This window comes from Ruixingdingia sedimenti (assembly GCF_031432425.1).
Classification (GTDB): Bacteria; Pseudomonadota; Alphaproteobacteria; order Rhodobacterales; family Rhodobacteraceae; genus Ruixingdingia; species Ruixingdingia sedimenti.
The window spans coordinates 109,052-124,787 of record NZ_JAVKPH010000005.1 but is presented as its reverse complement, the minus strand read 5'-3'; the positions used below and the strand labels follow the sequence as shown (position 1 = coordinate 124,787).

17 protein-coding genes are annotated in these 15,736 nt (G+C 68.6%); 3 read left to right on the top strand and 14 right to left on the bottom strand.

Annotation, left to right across the window (positions count from 1 at the left end):
- Positions 1-379 precede the first annotated feature (379 nt).
- Positions 380-961, bottom strand: a complete 582-nt coding sequence (betI, locus tag RGD00_RS06525; RefSeq protein WP_310456498.1) for a choline-binding transcriptional repressor BetI — start codon at positions 959-961, stop codon at positions 380-382.
- Between the two features lie 85 nt (positions 962-1,046).
- Between betI and choX the strand changes: the two genes are divergently transcribed.
- The 3 genes from choX to choV all read left to right on the top strand — a co-directional run bounded on the left by choX (position 1,047) and on the right by choV (position 3,926).
- Entirely contained in the window at positions 1,047-1,970 is a 924-nt protein-coding gene (gene choX / locus RGD00_RS06520) for a choline ABC transporter substrate-binding protein (RefSeq protein WP_310456497.1), read from the top strand.
- 61 nt (positions 1,971-2,031) lie between these two features.
- On the top strand, positions 2,032-2,865 hold the full coding sequence (choW, locus tag RGD00_RS06515; protein ID WP_425603382.1) for a choline ABC transporter permease subunit: 834 nt from the start codon (positions 2,032-2,034) through the stop codon (positions 2,863-2,865).
- Positions 2,862-3,926 carry a choline ABC transporter ATP-binding protein gene (gene choV / locus RGD00_RS06510; protein ID WP_310456495.1) on the top strand — a complete coding sequence of 355 codons (1,065 nt, stop codon included), beginning with the start codon at positions 2,862-2,864 and terminating at the stop codon, positions 3,924-3,926. The genes choW and choV overlap by 4 nt, the downstream gene beginning before the upstream one ends.
- Here choV and RGD00_RS06505 read toward each other — a convergent pair.
- The 13 genes from RGD00_RS06505 to ccoO all read right to left on the bottom strand — a co-directional run bounded on the left by RGD00_RS06505 (position 3,895) and on the right by ccoO (position 15,736).
- Positions 3,895-4,812 (bottom strand): DMT family transporter, encoded by a 918-nt coding sequence (locus tag RGD00_RS06505; RefSeq protein WP_310456494.1) that lies wholly within the window; start codon positions 4,810-4,812, stop codon positions 3,895-3,897. The genes choV and RGD00_RS06505 overlap by 32 nt on opposite strands.
- A 51-nt stretch (positions 4,813-4,863) precedes the next feature.
- On the bottom strand, positions 4,864-5,466 hold the full coding sequence (locus tag RGD00_RS06500) for a LysE/ArgO family amino acid transporter (RefSeq protein ID WP_310456493.1): 603 nt from the start codon (positions 5,464-5,466) through the stop codon (positions 4,864-4,866).
- Between the two features lie 7 nt (positions 5,467-5,473).
- Complete coding sequence (locus RGD00_RS06495; RefSeq protein ID WP_310456492.1) at positions 5,474-6,214, bottom strand: YebC/PmpR family DNA-binding transcriptional regulator; 741 nt, start codon at positions 6,212-6,214, stop codon at positions 5,474-5,476.
- 68 nt (positions 6,215-6,282) lie between these two features.
- On the bottom strand, positions 6,283-6,651 hold the full coding sequence (locus RGD00_RS06490; RefSeq protein ID WP_310456491.1) for a hypothetical protein: 369 nt from the start codon (positions 6,649-6,651) through the stop codon (positions 6,283-6,285).
- 12 nt (positions 6,652-6,663) lie between these two features.
- Positions 6,664-8,442 carry an SLC13 family permease gene (locus tag RGD00_RS06485; RefSeq protein WP_310456490.1) on the bottom strand — a complete coding sequence of 593 codons (1,779 nt, stop codon included), beginning with the start codon at positions 8,440-8,442 and terminating at the stop codon, positions 6,664-6,666.
- Between the two features lie 74 nt (positions 8,443-8,516).
- Positions 8,517-9,329, bottom strand: coding sequence for a TIGR00282 family metallophosphoesterase (locus tag RGD00_RS06480; protein WP_310456489.1), 813 nt, complete (start codon positions 9,327-9,329; stop codon positions 8,517-8,519).
- Between the two features lie 62 nt (positions 9,330-9,391).
- Entirely contained in the window at positions 9,392-9,550 is a 159-nt protein-coding gene (gene ccoS, locus RGD00_RS06475; protein WP_310456488.1) for a cbb3-type cytochrome oxidase assembly protein CcoS, read from the bottom strand.
- Positions 9,551-9,558: 8 nt separating this feature from the next.
- Positions 9,559-11,766, bottom strand: coding sequence for a heavy metal translocating P-type ATPase (locus RGD00_RS06470; RefSeq protein ID WP_310456487.1), 2,208 nt, complete (start codon positions 11,764-11,766; stop codon positions 9,559-9,561).
- A gap of 4 nt (positions 11,767-11,770) precedes the next feature.
- On the bottom strand, positions 11,771-12,232 hold the full coding sequence (locus RGD00_RS06465; protein WP_310456486.1) for a FixH family protein: 462 nt from the start codon (positions 12,230-12,232) through the stop codon (positions 11,771-11,773).
- Between the two features lies 1 nt (position 12,233).
- Positions 12,234-13,670, bottom strand: coding sequence for a cytochrome c oxidase accessory protein CcoG (gene ccoG / locus RGD00_RS06460; protein WP_310456485.1), 1,437 nt, complete (start codon positions 13,668-13,670; stop codon positions 12,234-12,236).
- Positions 13,671-13,915: 245 nt separating this feature from the next.
- On the bottom strand, positions 13,916-14,788 hold the full coding sequence (gene ccoP / locus RGD00_RS06455) for a cytochrome-c oxidase, cbb3-type subunit III (protein ID WP_310456484.1): 873 nt from the start codon (positions 14,786-14,788) through the stop codon (positions 13,916-13,918).
- Complete coding sequence (locus tag RGD00_RS06450; protein ID WP_310456483.1) at positions 14,785-15,000, bottom strand: cbb3-type cytochrome c oxidase subunit 3; 216 nt, start codon at positions 14,998-15,000, stop codon at positions 14,785-14,787. Before RGD00_RS06450 ends, ccoP begins: the two co-directional genes overlap by 4 nt.
- 10 nt (positions 15,001-15,010) lie before the next feature.
- Positions 15,011-15,736 (bottom strand): cytochrome-c oxidase, cbb3-type subunit II, encoded by a 726-nt coding sequence (gene ccoO, locus RGD00_RS06445; RefSeq protein ID WP_310456482.1) that lies wholly within the window; start codon positions 15,734-15,736, stop codon positions 15,011-15,013.

Below are 15,736 nucleotides of genomic sequence, written 5' to 3'. Positions count from 1 at the left end.
ATTGCGGCCCGGGGGCAGGGTAACGGGCCGATGGTGCGGCCAGCCACAGCACGCTTTGGCCACCGTGCACCCGGGCACAGTCCGCCTGCCGCCCCGCCGACTGCAAGACGGGTGGGGCTCGGCCGATTCGGTGGGCTGACCTGCATGGTTCGCCCACGCTCCGGCCGGGCGGGAAGAGGAAACGCACCGCGTTTCCCCCGCCCGTCGCGCGACAGGGCCGCAGGGGCGGAGATGCCGGGAGAAATGGAAAGGCCAGCGCCCGCCATGGGCGGGGCGGGCGCTGGCCGGGGGCTTTGGGCCCCCGGCCGGGGCAGCGGCATCTGTATCGCCATGGCGAAGGCACGCGCCTTCGCCAGACAGAGCGGCAGCACGAACCCGATCATTTCCCCCGAGCGCGTTCGGCCGCCACATAGGCCGCCAGCATCGCCACCGCCGCCGCGCCATCCGGCGCGCCCTGCCGCAGCGCCTGGCGCAGATAGACGCCGTCGATCATCGCCCCCAGGCCATCGGCCAGCGCGGGGGCGCGGGCACCGACCAGCGGGCGCAGGCAGGCCAGCAGGTTGGAATGCAGCCGCCGGTGATAGATGTTCAGCAGCCGCCGCGCCTCGGGGACCGTGCGGGCCAGCACCCAGAAGTTCAGCCAGGCCCCCACCACCTCGCGCCGGAAATTCGCCGGGCTGAAGGACGCGCGGAAGATCGCGGTCAGCCGCGCCTCGGGCCCCTCTGCCACCGCCAGCGCGCCGCGCACCTCTGCGGCATAAAGCGCCATCACATGCCGCATCGCCGCCAGAAACATCTGTTCCTTGCCGCCGAAATAGTGATGCGCCAGCGCCGGGGACATGCCCGCGCGCCGTGCGATCTGGCTGACAGTGACATCCAAACCGCCGGCCTGCCCGATTTCGACAATCGTGGCTTTGACCAGCGCAGCCTTTCGGATAGGCTCCACCCCGATTTTCGGCAAAATACCCCCGTCGCCGGGAATCACCCTTTTGCGACACTAGACGCCGTTGATTGATCCGTCAATCAAAAGAACCCAGGAGACCCGGATGCAGATCCGCACCACGCTTTTCGCCGCCACCCTCGCGGGCCTTGCCGCCCCCGCCTTCGCCGCCTGCGACAAGGTGGTCTTTTCCGAACCGGGCTGGACCGACATCGCCGCCACCTCGGGCGTCACCACCGTGATCCTGAATGCGCTCGGCTATGAAACCGAACTCAAGGTCCTGTCGCTTCCGGTGACGTTCAGCGCGCTGGCCGCGGGCGACATCGACGTGTACCTGGGTCTGTGGATGCCCTCGATGGAGGCCGACTTCGCCCCCTACCGCGAGGCGGGCACCATCGACACCCTGCGCGTGAACCTCGTGGGCGCGAAATACACGCTGGCGACCAACGCGCCGGGCGCGGCGATCGGCATCAGGGATTTCGCCGACATCGCGGGCAAGGCGAAGGAACTGGACGGCAAGATCTATGGCATCGAGCCGGGCAACGACGGCAACCGGCTGATCCTCGACATGATCGCGGCCGACAACTTCGGGCTCAAGGGGTTCGAACTGGCCGAAAGTTCCGAACAGGGGATGCTGGCGCAGGTGGACCGCGCGACGCGGCAGGGCAAGCCCGTGGTCTTTCTGGGGTGGGAACCCCATCCGATGAACACCGCCTACGACATCACCTATCTGGCCGGCGGCGACGAGGTGTTCGGCCCCGATTTCGGCGGGGCCGAGGTGATGACCGTCACCCGCAAGGGCTATGCCGCCGAATGCGCCAATGTGGGCGCGCTGCTGAGCAACCTCGAATTCAGCCTGACGCTGGAAAACGAGATCATGGCGGCGATCCTGAACGATGGCGCGGAACCGGCGGCGGCGGCCAAGGCGTGGCTGGCGCAGAACCCCGGCGTGCTGGACGGCTGGCTTGCGGGCGTGACGACCAGGGACGGCGGCGATGCCAGGGCCGCCGTGACCGCCGCGCTGAACTGACACCGGCGGCCCCGCCGCCCGCCGGCGGGGCGCCACAGACGAAAGGGCCGGGATGGACCCGCTGAACTGGCTGCAAGACCACAAGATCCCCGTCGGGCGCACCGCCAAGGCGGGTTTCGACGCGCTGCAATCCGCCGCCGTCGGGTTCTTCGACGCGCTGTCCGACACGCTGACCGCGATGATCGAGGCGCTGCTGCATCTGATGCAGACGCCGCATCCGCTGGTCATGGTGGCGCTGTTCACCGCGCTGGCCTGGGTGCTGCAACGGTCGTGGAAGACCTGCGCGGTGGTGGCGGCGGGGCTTTTGTTCATCCTCAACCAGGGCTACTGGAAAGCCACCACCGAAAGTCTTACGCTGGTGCTGACGGCCTGCCTGCTGTGCATGGCGGTGGGGGTGCCGATCGGCATCGCGGCGGCGCATCGGCCGCGGCTGCATGCGGCGCTGACCCCGGTGCTGGACCTGATGCAGACGCTGCCCAGTTTCGTCTACCTCATTCCCGCCATCGGCTTCTTCGGCATCGGCATGGTGCCGGGGCTGATCGCGACGGTGGTCTTCGTGCTGCCCGCGCCGATCCGGCTGACCTGCCTCGGCATCCGGTCCACCCCCCCTGCCCTGATGGAGGCCGCGACCGCCTTCGGCGCGACGCCCTTCCAGCGGCTCGTCAAGGTCGAACTGCCCCATGCCCTGCCGCAGATCATGGCGGGGCTGAACCAGGCCATCATGCTGTCGCTGTCGATGGTGGTGATCGCGGCGCTGGTGGGGGCGAACGGTCTGGGCGTGCCGGTGGTGCGGGCGCTGAATTCGGTGAACACCGCGCTCGGCTTCGAAGCCGGGCTGGTGATCGTGGTGGTGGCGATCGTTCTGGATCGCATGTTGCGGGTGGCGCGGCGATGAACGTGGTGGAATTCGACAATGTGTCCATCGTCTTCGGCGACCGGCCGGGGGCGGCGCTGGCGGCGGTGGATGAGGGCCGGGCGCGGGCCGATGTGCAGGCCGCGACCGGACAGGTGGTGGCGGTGCACGATTGTTCGCTGTCGGTCGCGGCGGGCGAGATCGTGGTGCTGATGGGCCTGTCGGGGTCGGGCAAGTCCACGCTGCTGCGCGCGGTCAACGGGCTGACGCCGGTGGTGCGGGGCGAGGTGCGGGTGCATGACGGCAAGGGCATGATGTCCGTCACCCATGCGGCCCCGGCGCAGTTGCGGCAACTGCGGCTGTCGCGGGTGGCGATGGTGTTCCAGCAGTTCGGCCTGCTGCCCTGGCGCACGGTGGCGGAAAACGTGGGCCTCGGGCTGGAACTCGCGGGCGTGAAGCGGGCCGAGCGCGCCGAACGGGTGGCGGCGCAGCTGGATCTGGTGGGGCTCACGCAATGGGCCGGCCGCAAGGTGGGCGAGCTGTCGGGCGGCATGCAGCAGCGCGTGGGCCTTGCCCGCGCCTTCGCGACCGACGCACCGATCCTCTTGATGGACGAACCCTTTTCCGCGCTCGACCCGCTGATCCGCACCCGGTTGCAGGATGAGTTGCTGGAGCTTCAGGCCCGGCTGAAACGCACGATCCTGTTCGTCAGCCACGACCTTGACGAGGCATTCCGCATCGGCAACCGCATCGCGCTGATGGAAAACGGGCGGCTGGTGCAGACGGGGCGGGCGTCGGACATCGTGGCGGCCCCGGCCTCGGCCCATGTCGCGGATTTCGTGGCGCATATGAACCCTCTGGGCGTGCTGCGCGCGCGCGACGTGATGGTGCGCGGGCCTGCCGCCCCCTGCCCCGCCAGCCTGCCCGCCGATACGCCGGTGCGCGCGGTGATGGCGGCGCTGCGCGATGGCGCGGCGCGGGTGGTGGTGACGGAAGGCGGCGCGATCGTCGGCCAGATCACCGCCGCCGACGTGATGGCCCGCCTGCTGGACCCGCGCGAGGGCGCCGCCCCTAGACCCGCGGCGCGTCGGGAGGTGGGGTGACGGCGCGGCCGCGCAGCACCGTTTCGCGCCAGGTGATATAGCTGATGGCGGCGATCATCACGCCGCCGCCCAGAAGGACATACAGGTCCACCGGCTCTGCAAAGGCCAGAACGCCCAGAAGGCTGGCCCAGATCAGTTGCAGGAACGTCACCGGCTGCGTCACCGCCATGGGCGCGGCGATGAAGGCGCGGGTCATGCAGTAATGCCCGACCGTCGCCGCCCCCGCCACCACCGCCAGCGCCGCCAGCTGCGTCGGCGTCACCGGCACCCAGGCGGCCAGCGCGAAGGGCAGCAGGCCGAGCGTGACCGACAGCGACATCAGCGCCACCACGGTGGCCGCGCCGACCATCTGGCTGAGCCGCTTGGCGAACAGGTAGGACCCGCCGAAACAGATCGCGGCCAGAAGCTGCGCCAGATGGCCGGGCTCGATCTCGCGCAGGCCCGGGCGCAGCACGATCAGCGCGCCCAGCAACGCCACCAGCACCGCCACGATCCGACGGAAGGCGAGCTTTTCGCCGAAAAAGACCACCGCGCCCAAGGTCACGCAGACCGGGTTGAGAAAGCCGATCGCCGTCACCTCTGCCACCGGCAGGCGCGCCATCGCATAGAACCAGCAGATCACCGCCACCGTATGGATGGCCCCGCGCCCCGCCACCAGCGGCCAGGCCCCGCGCGGCACGCCCGCACGCAGGACGCCCGCCAGCGTCGGCAGCAGGATGACGACGCCGAAGGCAAAGCGCAGAAAGGCCGATTGCGCCGCCGGCAGGTCGGTCCCCAGCCAGCGCACGGTGCCGTTCACGGCCACGAAGGTCAGCCCCGCGGCCAGCATCCAGAGCACGCCTTCCAGCGGCCGGTTCTGTGTGATGGGGGCGGGGGTCTCGGTCATGGGGCCACCAAAGACGATCCCCCGCGCGGCGGCAAGCCCCCTTCGGCAGGGTCAGCCGAACGCCAGCCCCGCCGCCAGCGCCCACATCAGCAGGCCCACCAGCAGTTCCAGCACCACCCAGGCGCGGGGGCGGGCAAAGACCGGCGCCAGCAGCCGCGCCCCGAAACCGAGCGCGGAAAAGAACACGACCGAGGCCACGCCCGCCCCGATCCCGAAGGCGGTCTGGTGCGGCGCATGCTGCACCGACACCGCCCCGATCAGCAGCAGCGTATCCAGATAGACATGCGGGTTGGCCCAGGTGAACAGCAGGCACATGGCGATGGTCCGCCCCAGGCCCTGCCCGTCGCCCGGCGCGGGCATCAGCGCCAGCCCCCCGCGCAGCGCCGCGCGGAACCGCATCGCGCCATAGGCGAACAGGAAGGCGGCGCCGGCCCACCGCATCGCCTCTGCCAGCCAGGGCAGGCGCGTGACGGCGGCGCCCACCCCCGCCACCCCGGCGGCGATCAGCGCCGCATCCGACAGCGCACAGACCGCGACCACCGCCAGCACATGTTCGCGCCGCAACCCCTGCCGCAGCACGAAGGCGTTCTGCGCCCCGATGGCGGCGATCAGGCCAAGCCCGGTCAGAAACCCCGACAGTGCCGCGGCGGTCATGGGCGGATCAAAGTTTCGCCGCCACGTCCTCGGGCACGTCGAAATTCGCCGTGACCGTCTGCACGTCGTCGTCGTCTTCCAGCGTGTCGATCAGCTTCATCAGCTTCTGCGCGGTTTCCAGATCGACGTTGGTGCGGTTCTGCGGCCGCCAGATCAGCTTCGATTCGGTCGATTCGCCCAGGGCCTTTTCCAGCGCCTCGGACACCTCGGACAGGCTTTCCATCGCGCAGTAGATCCAGTGGCCGTCCGCGTCCGAATCCACGTCGTCCGCGCCGGCCTCCAGCGCCGCCATCATCACCGTGTCGGCATCCCCGGCAGCGGCGGGATAGGTGATCTCGCCCACCCGGTCGAACATGAAGCTGACCGAGCCGGTCGCGCCCAGGTTGCCGCCGTTCTTGGCGAAATAGCTGCGCACGTTCGACGCTGTGCGGTTGATGTTGTCGGTCATCGCCTCGACGATCACGGCGATGCCGTTGGGGCCGTAACCCTCGTACCGGATTTCGGTATAGTCCGCCGCATCCCCGGCCTGCGATTTCTTGATCGCGCGGTCGATCACGTCCTTGGGCATGGACTGCGCCTTGGCGGCCTTGACGGCCAGCCGCAGGCGCGGGTTCTTGTCGGGGTCGGGGTCGCCCATCTTTGCCGCGACGGTGATTTCCTTCGACAGCTTCGAGAACATCTTGGAACGCGCCGCATCCTGCTTGCCCTTGCGGTGCTGGATGTTGGCCCATTTGGAATGGCCGGCCATGGTTTCCCCCGGTGGATCTGAACGGGGTTTCTATAAGGCACGCGCCGGGCGGGCCGCAACCCTGCCGCTTAGCGTCCTCGGTCGGGGGGCGGCGAGACGAAGCTTGTCACCCGGCCCGCCGCATCCGCGACCTCGATCAGCCCCATCGGCTGCAACACGTCCCGCGCGCCCAGAAGGCCCAGACCCTCCTCGATCACCCGGCGCAGCGGGTTGACCTGCGGATCCGCGGTCAGCCGCCACGACAGGTCGGGGCAGTTGCCGAACCGTCCCGCACCCTCTGCCACCGGGTTCAGCGCCACGCAGCGCCCGCCGTCGGACATGTGCACCACCAGCACGGCGCGGATGACCTCTGCCGCAATCGGCTGCGGCCGGGCCACCGCACCGCCCGCACAGGCGGCCAGAAGCGCGGTCAGGGGCAGGAACATGGCGGGGCGCATGGGGTTTCCCTTCTACAGCGGCCAGAACACCGGGATCAGCAGCGTTGCCAGAATACAGGTGAGGATGTTCAGCGGAATCCCCACCCGCATGTAATCCGAGAACTTGTAGCCGCCGGGACCGTAGACCATCATGTTGGTCTGATAGCCGATCGGCGTGGCGAAGGCGAGCGTGGCCGAGAACATCACCGCCACCACGAAGGGCCGCGGATCGTAGCCGAGTTCCTGCGCCAGCGCGATCGCGACCGGGGTGTACAGCACCGCCACGGCGTTGTTCGACAGGAATTCCGTCAGGATCAACCCCAGAAGATAGACGAAGAAGATCAGCAGCATCGGCGGCAGCGTGCGCAGGAAGGGCTCCATCCAGTTCACGATCATCACCACCGCGCCGGAATGTTCCAGCCCCGCGCCCACCGCGACCATGGCAAAGATCATCGCCAGCAGCCGCCCGTCCACGAAGGACAGCGCCTCGTCGGGGTCCACGCAGCGGGTGACGAGGATCAGCGCCACCCCCACCGCCGCCAGCGCAAGGATCGGCGCCACATCGACGGCCGACAGGATCACCACCATGGCCAGCGCGGCGATGGCGATGGGGGCCTTGTGGCGGCGGAAGGCGCGGATGGTGGGGCGGCTGAAATCGACCAGATCCATGTCGGCGGCCAGCCGCTGGATGTCCTCTATCGCGCCTTCCAGCAGCAGCGTGTCGCCCACCTGCACCACCAGATCGTCCAGCTGCCGGCCGATGTTCTGGCTGCGCCGGTGGGCGGCCAGAACATAGACGCCATAGCGCCGGCGCAGGCGCAGGGCCCCCAACCGCTGGCCGGTGATGCGGCAGCCCGGCGTGATGAGAACCTCGACCGTTTCCGTGCGCACCGAGGACAGCTTGTCCACCAGCACCAGTTCCTTGCGGCCCTTCAGGCCCAGAAGTTCCGTCATCTCGGTGCGCAGCACCACGCGGTCGCCGGCCTCCAGTTCCACCGCCGCCAGATCGCGGCGCAGCGAGGCGTCGCCCCGCAGCACGTCGATCACCCGCACGCCGTCGGGCTTGAACAGGTCGATGTCGAGCACCTTCTGCCCGATCAGCACCGAGCCTTCGGGCACCGCGAGTTCGGTGAAGTATTTCATCTTGCGCCGGTCGGCCAGCAACGTGCCCATCGACTGCCGTTCCGGCAGCAGCTTGCGCGCCATCAGCGCAAGGAACAGCCCGCCCACGACCGTCATCACGATGCCGAGGGGGGCGATCTCGAAGATGCCGAAGGGGGCCATCCCGCTCTTGCGGGCGACGCCATCGACAAGGATGCTGGTCGAGGTGCCGATCAGCGTGATCATCCCGCCCATGACCGTCATATAGCTGAGCGGGATCAGCATCTTGGACGGCGCGGTGCCGAGGCGCACCGCCAGCTGGATCACCACCGGGATCATCACCGCCACCAGCGGCGTGTTGTTCATGAAGGGCGATACCGCGGCGACGAAGCCGAACAGCCCGATCACCGTCAGCTTCGGGTGATCGTCCACATGCCGGCTGACGATGCCGACCAGCATCTCTACCGCGCCCGTCCGCACCAGCCCGCCCATGATCATGAACATCAGCGCGATGGTCCAGGGGGCAGAATTCGACAACGCGTCGATGGCCTGGTTCACGGGCAGGATCCCCAGCACCAGCATCACCGCGACGCCCGCGATGGCCACGACCTCGACGGGATAGGTTTCGCGCAGGAACAGCGCGAACATGCCGAAGAGAATCACCAGGGCCAGGATCGCCTGCGTGGTCTGCGAGAATTCAATTCCAATCATGGGGCCCTGCGGAGGATAATCTCGACTTTCCTAGCAGAGATTTGCGCCAAATCAAGCAAGGCTCGCCCCGGGGGTCAGGGCAGCGACGGTTCCAGCCGCCCGCCGACGCGGATCATGCGCACCCGGGTGGCCTTGCCGGTGCGGTCGTCGGTTTCCACATAGACCCCCGACAGCGTGGCGGGGCCGCCCGCGGGCTCGAACCGGCCGGAGGGCATCTGGGTGATGAAGCGGCGCATGGGTTCGGCCTTGTCCATGCCGATGACGGAATTGTAGTCGCCGCACATCCCGGCATCGGTCTGATAGGCGGTGCCGGCGGGCAGGATCATCGCATCGGCGGTCGGCACATGGGTATGGGTGCCGACCACAAGGCTCGCCCGCCCGTCGCACCAATGGCCCATCGCCATCTTTTCCGACGTCGCCTCGCAATGCATGTCGATGAGGGTGGCCTGCGCCAGCCCGCCGAGAGGATGCGCCTGCAACACCGCCGCCACGGCGGAAAACGGGTCGTCGAAGGGCCGCTTCATGAACACCTGGCCAAGCGCCTGCGCCACCAGCACCTTGCGCCCCTGCGTCGCGGTGAACAGCCGCGCCCCCTTGCCCGGCGCCGCCTTGGCATAGTTCAGCGGGCGCAGGATGCGGGGTTCCTGTTCGATGAAGGCCAGCATGTCGCGCTGATCGAAGGCATGATCGCCCAAGGTCAGGCAATCCGCCCCCGCGGCCAGCAGCGCCTTGGCATGCGCCGCAGTCAGGCCCGCGCCGCTGGAGGCGTTTTCGCCGTTGACCACGACGAAATCGAGCCCCCAGTCCGCGCGCATCCCCGGCAGCCGTTCCGCCACCGCCTGCCGGCCCGCACGGCCCACCACATCGCCAAGAAACAGAATCCGCATGGCAACCCGCTTAGGCGCTGCCCTGCCCGAGGGCAAGGCCAAAGGCGTCAGGGCCTAGGCGCTCAAGGTTTCGGGGCGTCGTCCCAATCGCTGGTCAGGATGCGTTCGGCGTCGCCGCGGGGATCTTCGTACTGGCGGTTCTTCAGCGACCAGAAGAAGGCCAGCAGGCCGAGCCCGCCCAGAAACAGCGACACCGGAATGAGGATACCGAGGATTTCCATCTTTCCCCCTATTTCAGCCGCAGCGCGTTCAGCGACACGGTGATGGACGACAGCGACATCGCCAGCGCGGCCCAGAGCGGCGTCGCCAGCCCGACCAGCGCGATCGGCACCGCGACCACGTTATAAAGGCCCGATATGGCGAAGTTTTCCTTGATCCGCCGGGTCGCCTGCCCGGCGATGCGCGCGGCATCGGCCACCGGCGCGATGTCGCGGCCCAGCAACACGATGTCCGACGCCACCCGCGCCGCATCCAGCGCCGAGGCCGGCGAGACCGACACATGCGCCGCCGCAAGCGCCGCCGTGTCGTTGAGCCCGTCGCCCACCATCAGCACCTTGCGCCCCTCGGCCGCGAAAGCGGCAACCTTGGCGGCCTTTTCCTGCGGCAAAGCCTCTGCCTGCCAGTCGTCGATGCCCAGCCGTTCGGCCAGATCCCGCACCGCGCCGGGTGCGTCGCCGGAAATCAGCCAGACCCGCTTGCCCTGCGCGCGCAGCCCCGCCACCGCCGCCTCTGCCCCCGGCCGCAGGCTGTCGGCAAAGGTGAAGGCGCGGGCGGGCGCGTCGTCGCCCCGGTGCAGCCAGGTCGCCGTCACCGCCAGCGGATCGGCGCCCACCCAGCCCGCACGGCCCAACCGCACGCGGCGGCCCTGCCAGCGGCCCTCGACGCCATAGCCCGGAACCTCGTGCAGATCCTCCCCCCCCGCAGGGCGGATGCCCGCATCCGCACAGGCCCGCGCCAGCGCCAGCGCCAGGGGGTGCGACGACGCCCCCGCCAGCGCCGCCGCCAGTTCCAGATCGGCGCGCGGGTGGTCGTCCAGATTCACCGGCGCGGGCGTGCCCATGGTCAGCGTGCCGGTCTTGTCGAAAACCACCGTGTCGACCTCTGCCAGCCGTTCCAGCGCCGTGCCGGACTTGATCAGCAGCCCCTTGCGGAAAAGCCGCCCCGAGGCCGCCGTGACCACCGCCGGCACCGCAAGGCCCAAGGCGCAGGGGCAGGTGATGATCAGCACCGCGGCGGAAATGTTGATCGCATGGCGCACATCGCCGCCCGTCTGCCACATCCACCAGCCGAAGGCCGAAAAGGACAGGATATGGACCAGCGGCGAATAGGCCCGCGCCGCCCGGTCGGCCAGACTGGTATACCGCGTGCGCGCGCTTTCCGCGATGGCGACCAGATCGGCCATGCGGTGCAGCGACGTGTCCTTGCCCGCCGCCGTCACCCGCACCGTCAGCGGGCCGGTCAGGTTGACCTCGCCCGCGCTGACCGGGGTTTCGGGGCCGGCAAAGGCGGGCAGGCTTTCGCCGGTCAGCAGGCTGCGGTCGATTTCCGACGTGCCGGCCGTCACCACGCCGTCCACCGGCACCCGCCCGCCGGGGCGCACCAGAACCAGATCGCCCACCGCCAGTTCCGCCACCGGCACCGTGACCTCTGCCCCCTCCGACAGCCGGATGGCGCGCGGCACCTCCAGCGCGGCCAGTTCCTGCGCCGCGGATCGCGCCACAGCGCGGGTACGGTGGTCCAGATACCGCCCCCCCAGCAGAAAGAAGGTCAGCATCACCGCGGCGTCGAAATAGGCGTGATGGCCGGAATGCCACGTCTCGTAGACCGAAATCGACGACGCCAGCACGAGCGCCAGCGAGATCGGGAAATCCATCCCCAGCCGCCCGGCCTTCAGCGCCGCCCAGGCGGATTTGAAGAACGGCTGGCCCGCAAAGGCCACCGTGGGCAGCGCGATGGCGCCGGAAATCCAGTGGAACAGGTCGCGCGTCGCATCCTCCGCCCCCGACCAGACGGCGACGGACAGCAGCATGACGTTCATCATCGCGAAACCGGCGACGCCCAGCCGCATCAGCAGGTCGCGTCCCTGCCGGTCGCCATCGGTGACGGACAGCACGCCCGCGTCCAGCTCATGCGCCTCATACCCCAGCCGGGCCAGCGCGGGGATCAGGTCCTGCGCCGTCATCTCTGCGTCCGCCTCCACCAGAACGCGCTTGAGCGTCAGGTTCACCCGCGCCGAATGCACGCCGGGCAGCCGCTGCAACCCCGTTTCCACCGTGGAAATGCAGGCCGCGCAATGCGCCGTGGGCAACGACAGCATCAGCCGCGCGGCCTGCGGCGCCGCCAGTTGCGCCAGCCGTTCGGCAGAGGGCGCGACGACGCAGGCCGGGCAGGCGGCGGGCATCGCACGGGGGGGCGGCAGGTCGGCGGCGCTGGTCATCGCATCAGCCCTTCACGAAGAGGTCGAGCCGCTGGTGGAACCGCGTCCCGTCGGCGGCCCGCGCCTCGACCCGCAGCAGCCATTTGCCGGGGCCGAGCGTCAGCGGCGCAACGAAGGCCCCCGCCTCGCGCACGAACTGCGGGGTCTGGTCGTCGCGCGCCTCGGTCGCGCGGCCGACCAGAACCGACATGTCGGCCACCTCGGCGGGATGGCCGGTTCCGGCCTCGGTGAACGACAGCCGCAATTCCCTGGCGCCGGCATCATAGCCATAGTCCAGCTGCCAGCCCAGCGCCTCTTGCGCCGCGCGTTCGGCGTCGAAGGTCTGGCTGGCGATGTAGGAATTCTTCACCTCCAGCCCCGGGAAGGTGCGCACCGCCTGCGTGGCCAGCACAAGGTTCACCGCGATGATGACGCCGAAGGCCCCGGCGGTGAAGAAGAAGACCTTGCGCCCCGTGATCTCGGCCATGTCAGTTCCCCTTTCCGTTGAAGATGGTGTCCTGTCTCACCCGGTCGTTCGACACCGGATCCTCGATCCACAGCGTCAGGCCCGACCGGTGTTCCTGCGCCGCGGCGGATCCGGCGGGCGCGGTCAGGTAGACGCGCTGCGTCAGCGTCTCGTTCGCGGGAACCGAGACATGCAGCGCCTCTGCCCCTTCCAGCGACAGGTGCAGATCGCCGTCGCCCGCCACCGACAGGTGGAAATCGCGGGCCTCGCCGTGCTTGTTGCGCAGCCGCATGTCATAGGTGTTGCGGATGGACCCGTCGGACAGCGTGACATAAAGCGGGTTGCGCACCGGGGTGATGTTCACGTCGATCGCCGTGCGCAGGAACAGCGCCACGATCAGCCCGATGCCGATCCCGCCCCAAAGCACGGTATAGACCACGGTCCGCGGCCGGAATACATGTTTCCACACCGATTTCGGCGGCTTGCCCGCGCGTTCGGCGGTTTCGTCCGTCAGCGCCAGATAGTCGATCAGCCCGCGCGGCTTGCCGATCTTGTCCATGATGTCGTTGCAGGCGTCGATGCACAGCCCGCAGGTGATGCAGGCCATCTGCTGGCCGTTGCGGATGTCGATCCCCATCGGGCAGACGTTCACGCAGGCCATGCAGTCGATGCAGTCGCCCTGCACGGCATCGGGCGCCGCCGCGCCCTTCTTCAGCTTGCCGCGCGGTTCGCCCCGCCATTCGCGATAGGCGATGGTGATCGTGTCGGCATCCATCATCGCCGCCTGGATCCGCGGCCAGGGGCAGGCATAGATGCAGATCTGTTCGCGCGCGAAGCCGCCGAAGGCGAAGGTGGTGGCGGTCAGAAAGGCCATCGTCAGATAGGCGACCGGATGGGCGTCGAGCGCCACCAGATCGCGGGCGAGCGTCGGCGCATCGGTGAAATAGAACACCCAGGCCCCGCCGGTCGCCAGCCCGATCAGCAGCCAGACCGCCCATTTGACCAGCCGCTTGCGGATCTTTTCGCCGTTCCATTTCTGCCGGTGCAGGCGCAGGCGGGCGTTGCGGTCGCCCTCTATCCAGCGTTCGACGAGGATGAACAGGTCCGTCCACACCGTCTGCGGGCAGGCATAGCCGCACCAGACCCGCCCCAGCGCCGAGGTGAAGAGGAAAAGGCCGAGGCCCGCCATGATCAGCAGGCCCGCGACGAAATAGAATTCGTGCGGCCAGATCTCGACCATGAAGAAGAAGAAGCGGCGATGCGCAAGATCCACCAGCACCGCCTGATCGGGCAGGTTCGGCCCGCGGTCCCAGCGGATCCAGGGCGTCAGGTAGTAGATGCCCAGCGTCACCCCCATGATCCACCATTTGAGCGTGCGGAAGGCGCCCTTCACGCGGCGGGGGAAGATCGGTTCGCGCGCGGCATAAAGGCTGTCTGGCGGGGAGGCTTCGGAATTCACGTCACGACTCCGGCTGGTGGGCTGTTGGAAGGGGCGCGTCAGGCGGGAACACCTTGACCTGCGTCGGAAAAAACCTGATCCAACATATATGTTTCTGCGGGCGGCCTCTGTGTGGCATCACGTCCCTGCGGCAACGCGTCCTGCGGGAATTTGGGTACGCCGGCACCCCGGAAACGCGCGAACCGGAAGGGGCGCCGGCGCTTTCCCCGGAGTCGCCCCCGGGGAATTTCTGGCTCAGGCCGGCATCATTCGCCGCCGCCGAGCCCGTGGACATAGACCGAGACGGACCGGATGTCGGCCTCGGACAGGCGGGTGTTCCAGTTCGGCATCACGCCGAAACGGGAATTGGTCACGGTCGCGGTCAGCGCCGCGGCGTCGCCGCCGTACAGCCAGATGGCATCGGTCAGGTTCGGCGCGCCCTGCGCGCGGTCGCCGGTGCCGTCCTCGGCATGGCAGGAGGCGCAGTTGTCGGCAAAGACCGTTTCCCCCGCCGTGGCGAGCGTGGCGTCATGCGCCTGCCCCGACAGCGCCAGCACATGCTGCACCACCTGGTCGATTTCCGCTTTTTCCAGCATGTCGCCGAAGGCCGGCATCTGGGAATAGCGCGCGTCGTCGTCGGTAGTGTTGCGGATGCCGTGGGTGACGGTGGCGTGGATCGATTCGATATCGCCGCCCCAGAGCCAGTCGTCGTCCAGCAGGTTCGGATAGCCCGACGCCTGCACCCCCGCCGCGCCCGAACCATGGCACTGCGCGCACCAGGTACGGAACACCGCCGCGCCCGCCTGGGTCGCGAACTGGCGCAGTTCGGGATCGGCGGTGATCTCGGTCAGGTCCGCCGCTTCCAGCCGGGCGCGGATCGGCGCGTTCATGTCGTTGAACCGCTGGATCTCGTTCGCCACCTCCTCGCGCACCGAATAGCCCAGCGCCCCCTCGGTCGCGCGCGTCACCAGCGGCCAGGCGGGATAGGCGATCGTGTAGCCGATCCCCCACAGGATGGTCAGGTAGAAGACCCAGAGCCACCAGCGCGGAAGCGGGTTGTTCAGTTCCTCGATCCCGTCCCAGGTGTGGCCGGTCGTTTCCACCTCGCCGGGCTTGCGGTTGGTCTGCTTGGCGCTCATTTCCACGCCTCCTTCATGCTGGCTCCGGTCGCCGGCGCGTCGCTGTCGCGCGCCGGGCGGTCGTCATTGCGGAAGATCGCATTCGCGGCGTCGTCATGGGTGCGGCGGCTGCCCGGGCGGAAGGCCCAGACGACCACCCCCAGGAACACCAGCAGCAGTGCCAGCATCGCCCAGCTGTCGGCGAAATGGCGCAGCAGTGTATAGAGTTCCATCCGCGCCCCCTTACCGGCTCTTGTCCGGGGTGTAGGTGGAGAAATCCACCATCGTGCCCAGCACCTGCATATAGGCGATGATCGCATCCATCTCGGTCAGCTGCGGCTGGCCGTCGAAGTTGCGCGTCTGCGCCCCCGGATAGCGTTCCAGAAGCCCGTCCCAATCGGCATCCGGGTCGGCCTGGGCCTTGAAGTCGGCCACGGCGTTGTCCAGCATGTCGTCGGTATAGGGCACGCCGACCATGCGGTGGGTGCGCAGCAGGTCGCCGATATAACGGCCGTCCAGCGGGGTCCGCGCCAGGAACGCGTATTTCGGCATCACCGATTCCGGCACCACGGATTGCGGATCCTTCAGGTGGTCCACATGCCATTCGTCCGAATAGCGCCCGCCCACACGTGCCAGATCCGGGCCCGTGCGCTTGGACCCCCACTGGAACGGGTGGTCGTACATCGATTCGGCCGCCAGGCTGTAGTTGCCATAGCGTTCCACCTCGTCGCGCATCGGGCGGATCATCTGGCTGTGGCAGACATAGCAGCCCTCGCGGACGTAGATGTCGCGCCCCGCCAGTTCGAGCGGGCTGTAGGGCCGCACACCCTCCACCTTCTCGATGGTGTTCTGAAGGTAGAACAGGGGCACGATCTCGACGATCCCGCCGATGGTCACGACCAGAAAGCTGAGCACCAGCAGCAGCGTGGCATTCGTCTCGATCTTCTTGTGCTTGTCAAGAAAGGCCAT

Coding starts and splice junctions, on each gene's coding strand:
- choX (WP_310456497.1), top strand. CDS start 1,047: ATGCAGATCCGCACCACGCTTTTCGCCGCCACCCTCGCGGGCCTTGCC.
- choV (WP_310456495.1), top strand. CDS start 2,862: ATGAACGTGGTGGAATTCGACAATGTGTCCATCGTCTTCGGCGACCGG.
- RGD00_RS06505 (WP_310456494.1), bottom strand. CDS start 4,812: ATGACCGAGACCCCCGCCCCCATCACACAGAACCGGCCGCTGGAAGGC.
- RGD00_RS06500 (WP_310456493.1), bottom strand. CDS start 5,466: ATGACCGCCGCGGCACTGTCGGGGTTTCTGACCGGGCTTGGCCTGATC.
- RGD00_RS06495 (WP_310456492.1), bottom strand. CDS start 6,214: ATGGCCGGCCATTCCAAATGGGCCAACATCCAGCACCGCAAGGGCAAG.
- RGD00_RS06490 (WP_310456491.1), bottom strand. CDS start 6,651: ATGCGCCCCGCCATGTTCCTGCCCCTGACCGCGCTTCTGGCCGCCTGT.
- RGD00_RS06485 (WP_310456490.1), bottom strand. CDS start 8,442: ATGATTGGAATTGAATTCTCGCAGACCACGCAGGCGATCCTGGCCCTG.
- RGD00_RS06480 (WP_310456489.1), bottom strand. CDS start 9,329: ATGCGGATTCTGTTTCTTGGCGATGTGGTGGGCCGTGCGGGCCGGCAG.
- ccoS (WP_310456488.1), bottom strand. CDS start 9,550: ATGGAAATCCTCGGTATCCTCATTCCGGTGTCGCTGTTTCTGGGCGGG.
- RGD00_RS06470 (WP_310456487.1), bottom strand. CDS start 11,766: ATGACCAGCGCCGCCGACCTGCCGCCCCCCCGTGCGATGCCCGCCGCC.
- RGD00_RS06465 (WP_310456486.1), bottom strand. CDS start 12,232: ATGGCCGAGATCACGGGGCGCAAGGTCTTCTTCTTCACCGCCGGGGCC.
- ccoP (WP_310456484.1), bottom strand. CDS start 14,788: ATGAGCGCCAAGCAGACCAACCGCAAGCCCGGCGAGGTGGAAACGACC.
- RGD00_RS06450 (WP_310456483.1), bottom strand. CDS start 15,000: ATGGAACTCTATACACTGCTGCGCCATTTCGCCGACAGCTGGGCGATG.
- ccoO (WP_310456482.1), bottom strand. CDS start 15,736: ATGGCCTTTCTTGACAAGCACAAGAAGATCGAGACGAATGCCACGCTG.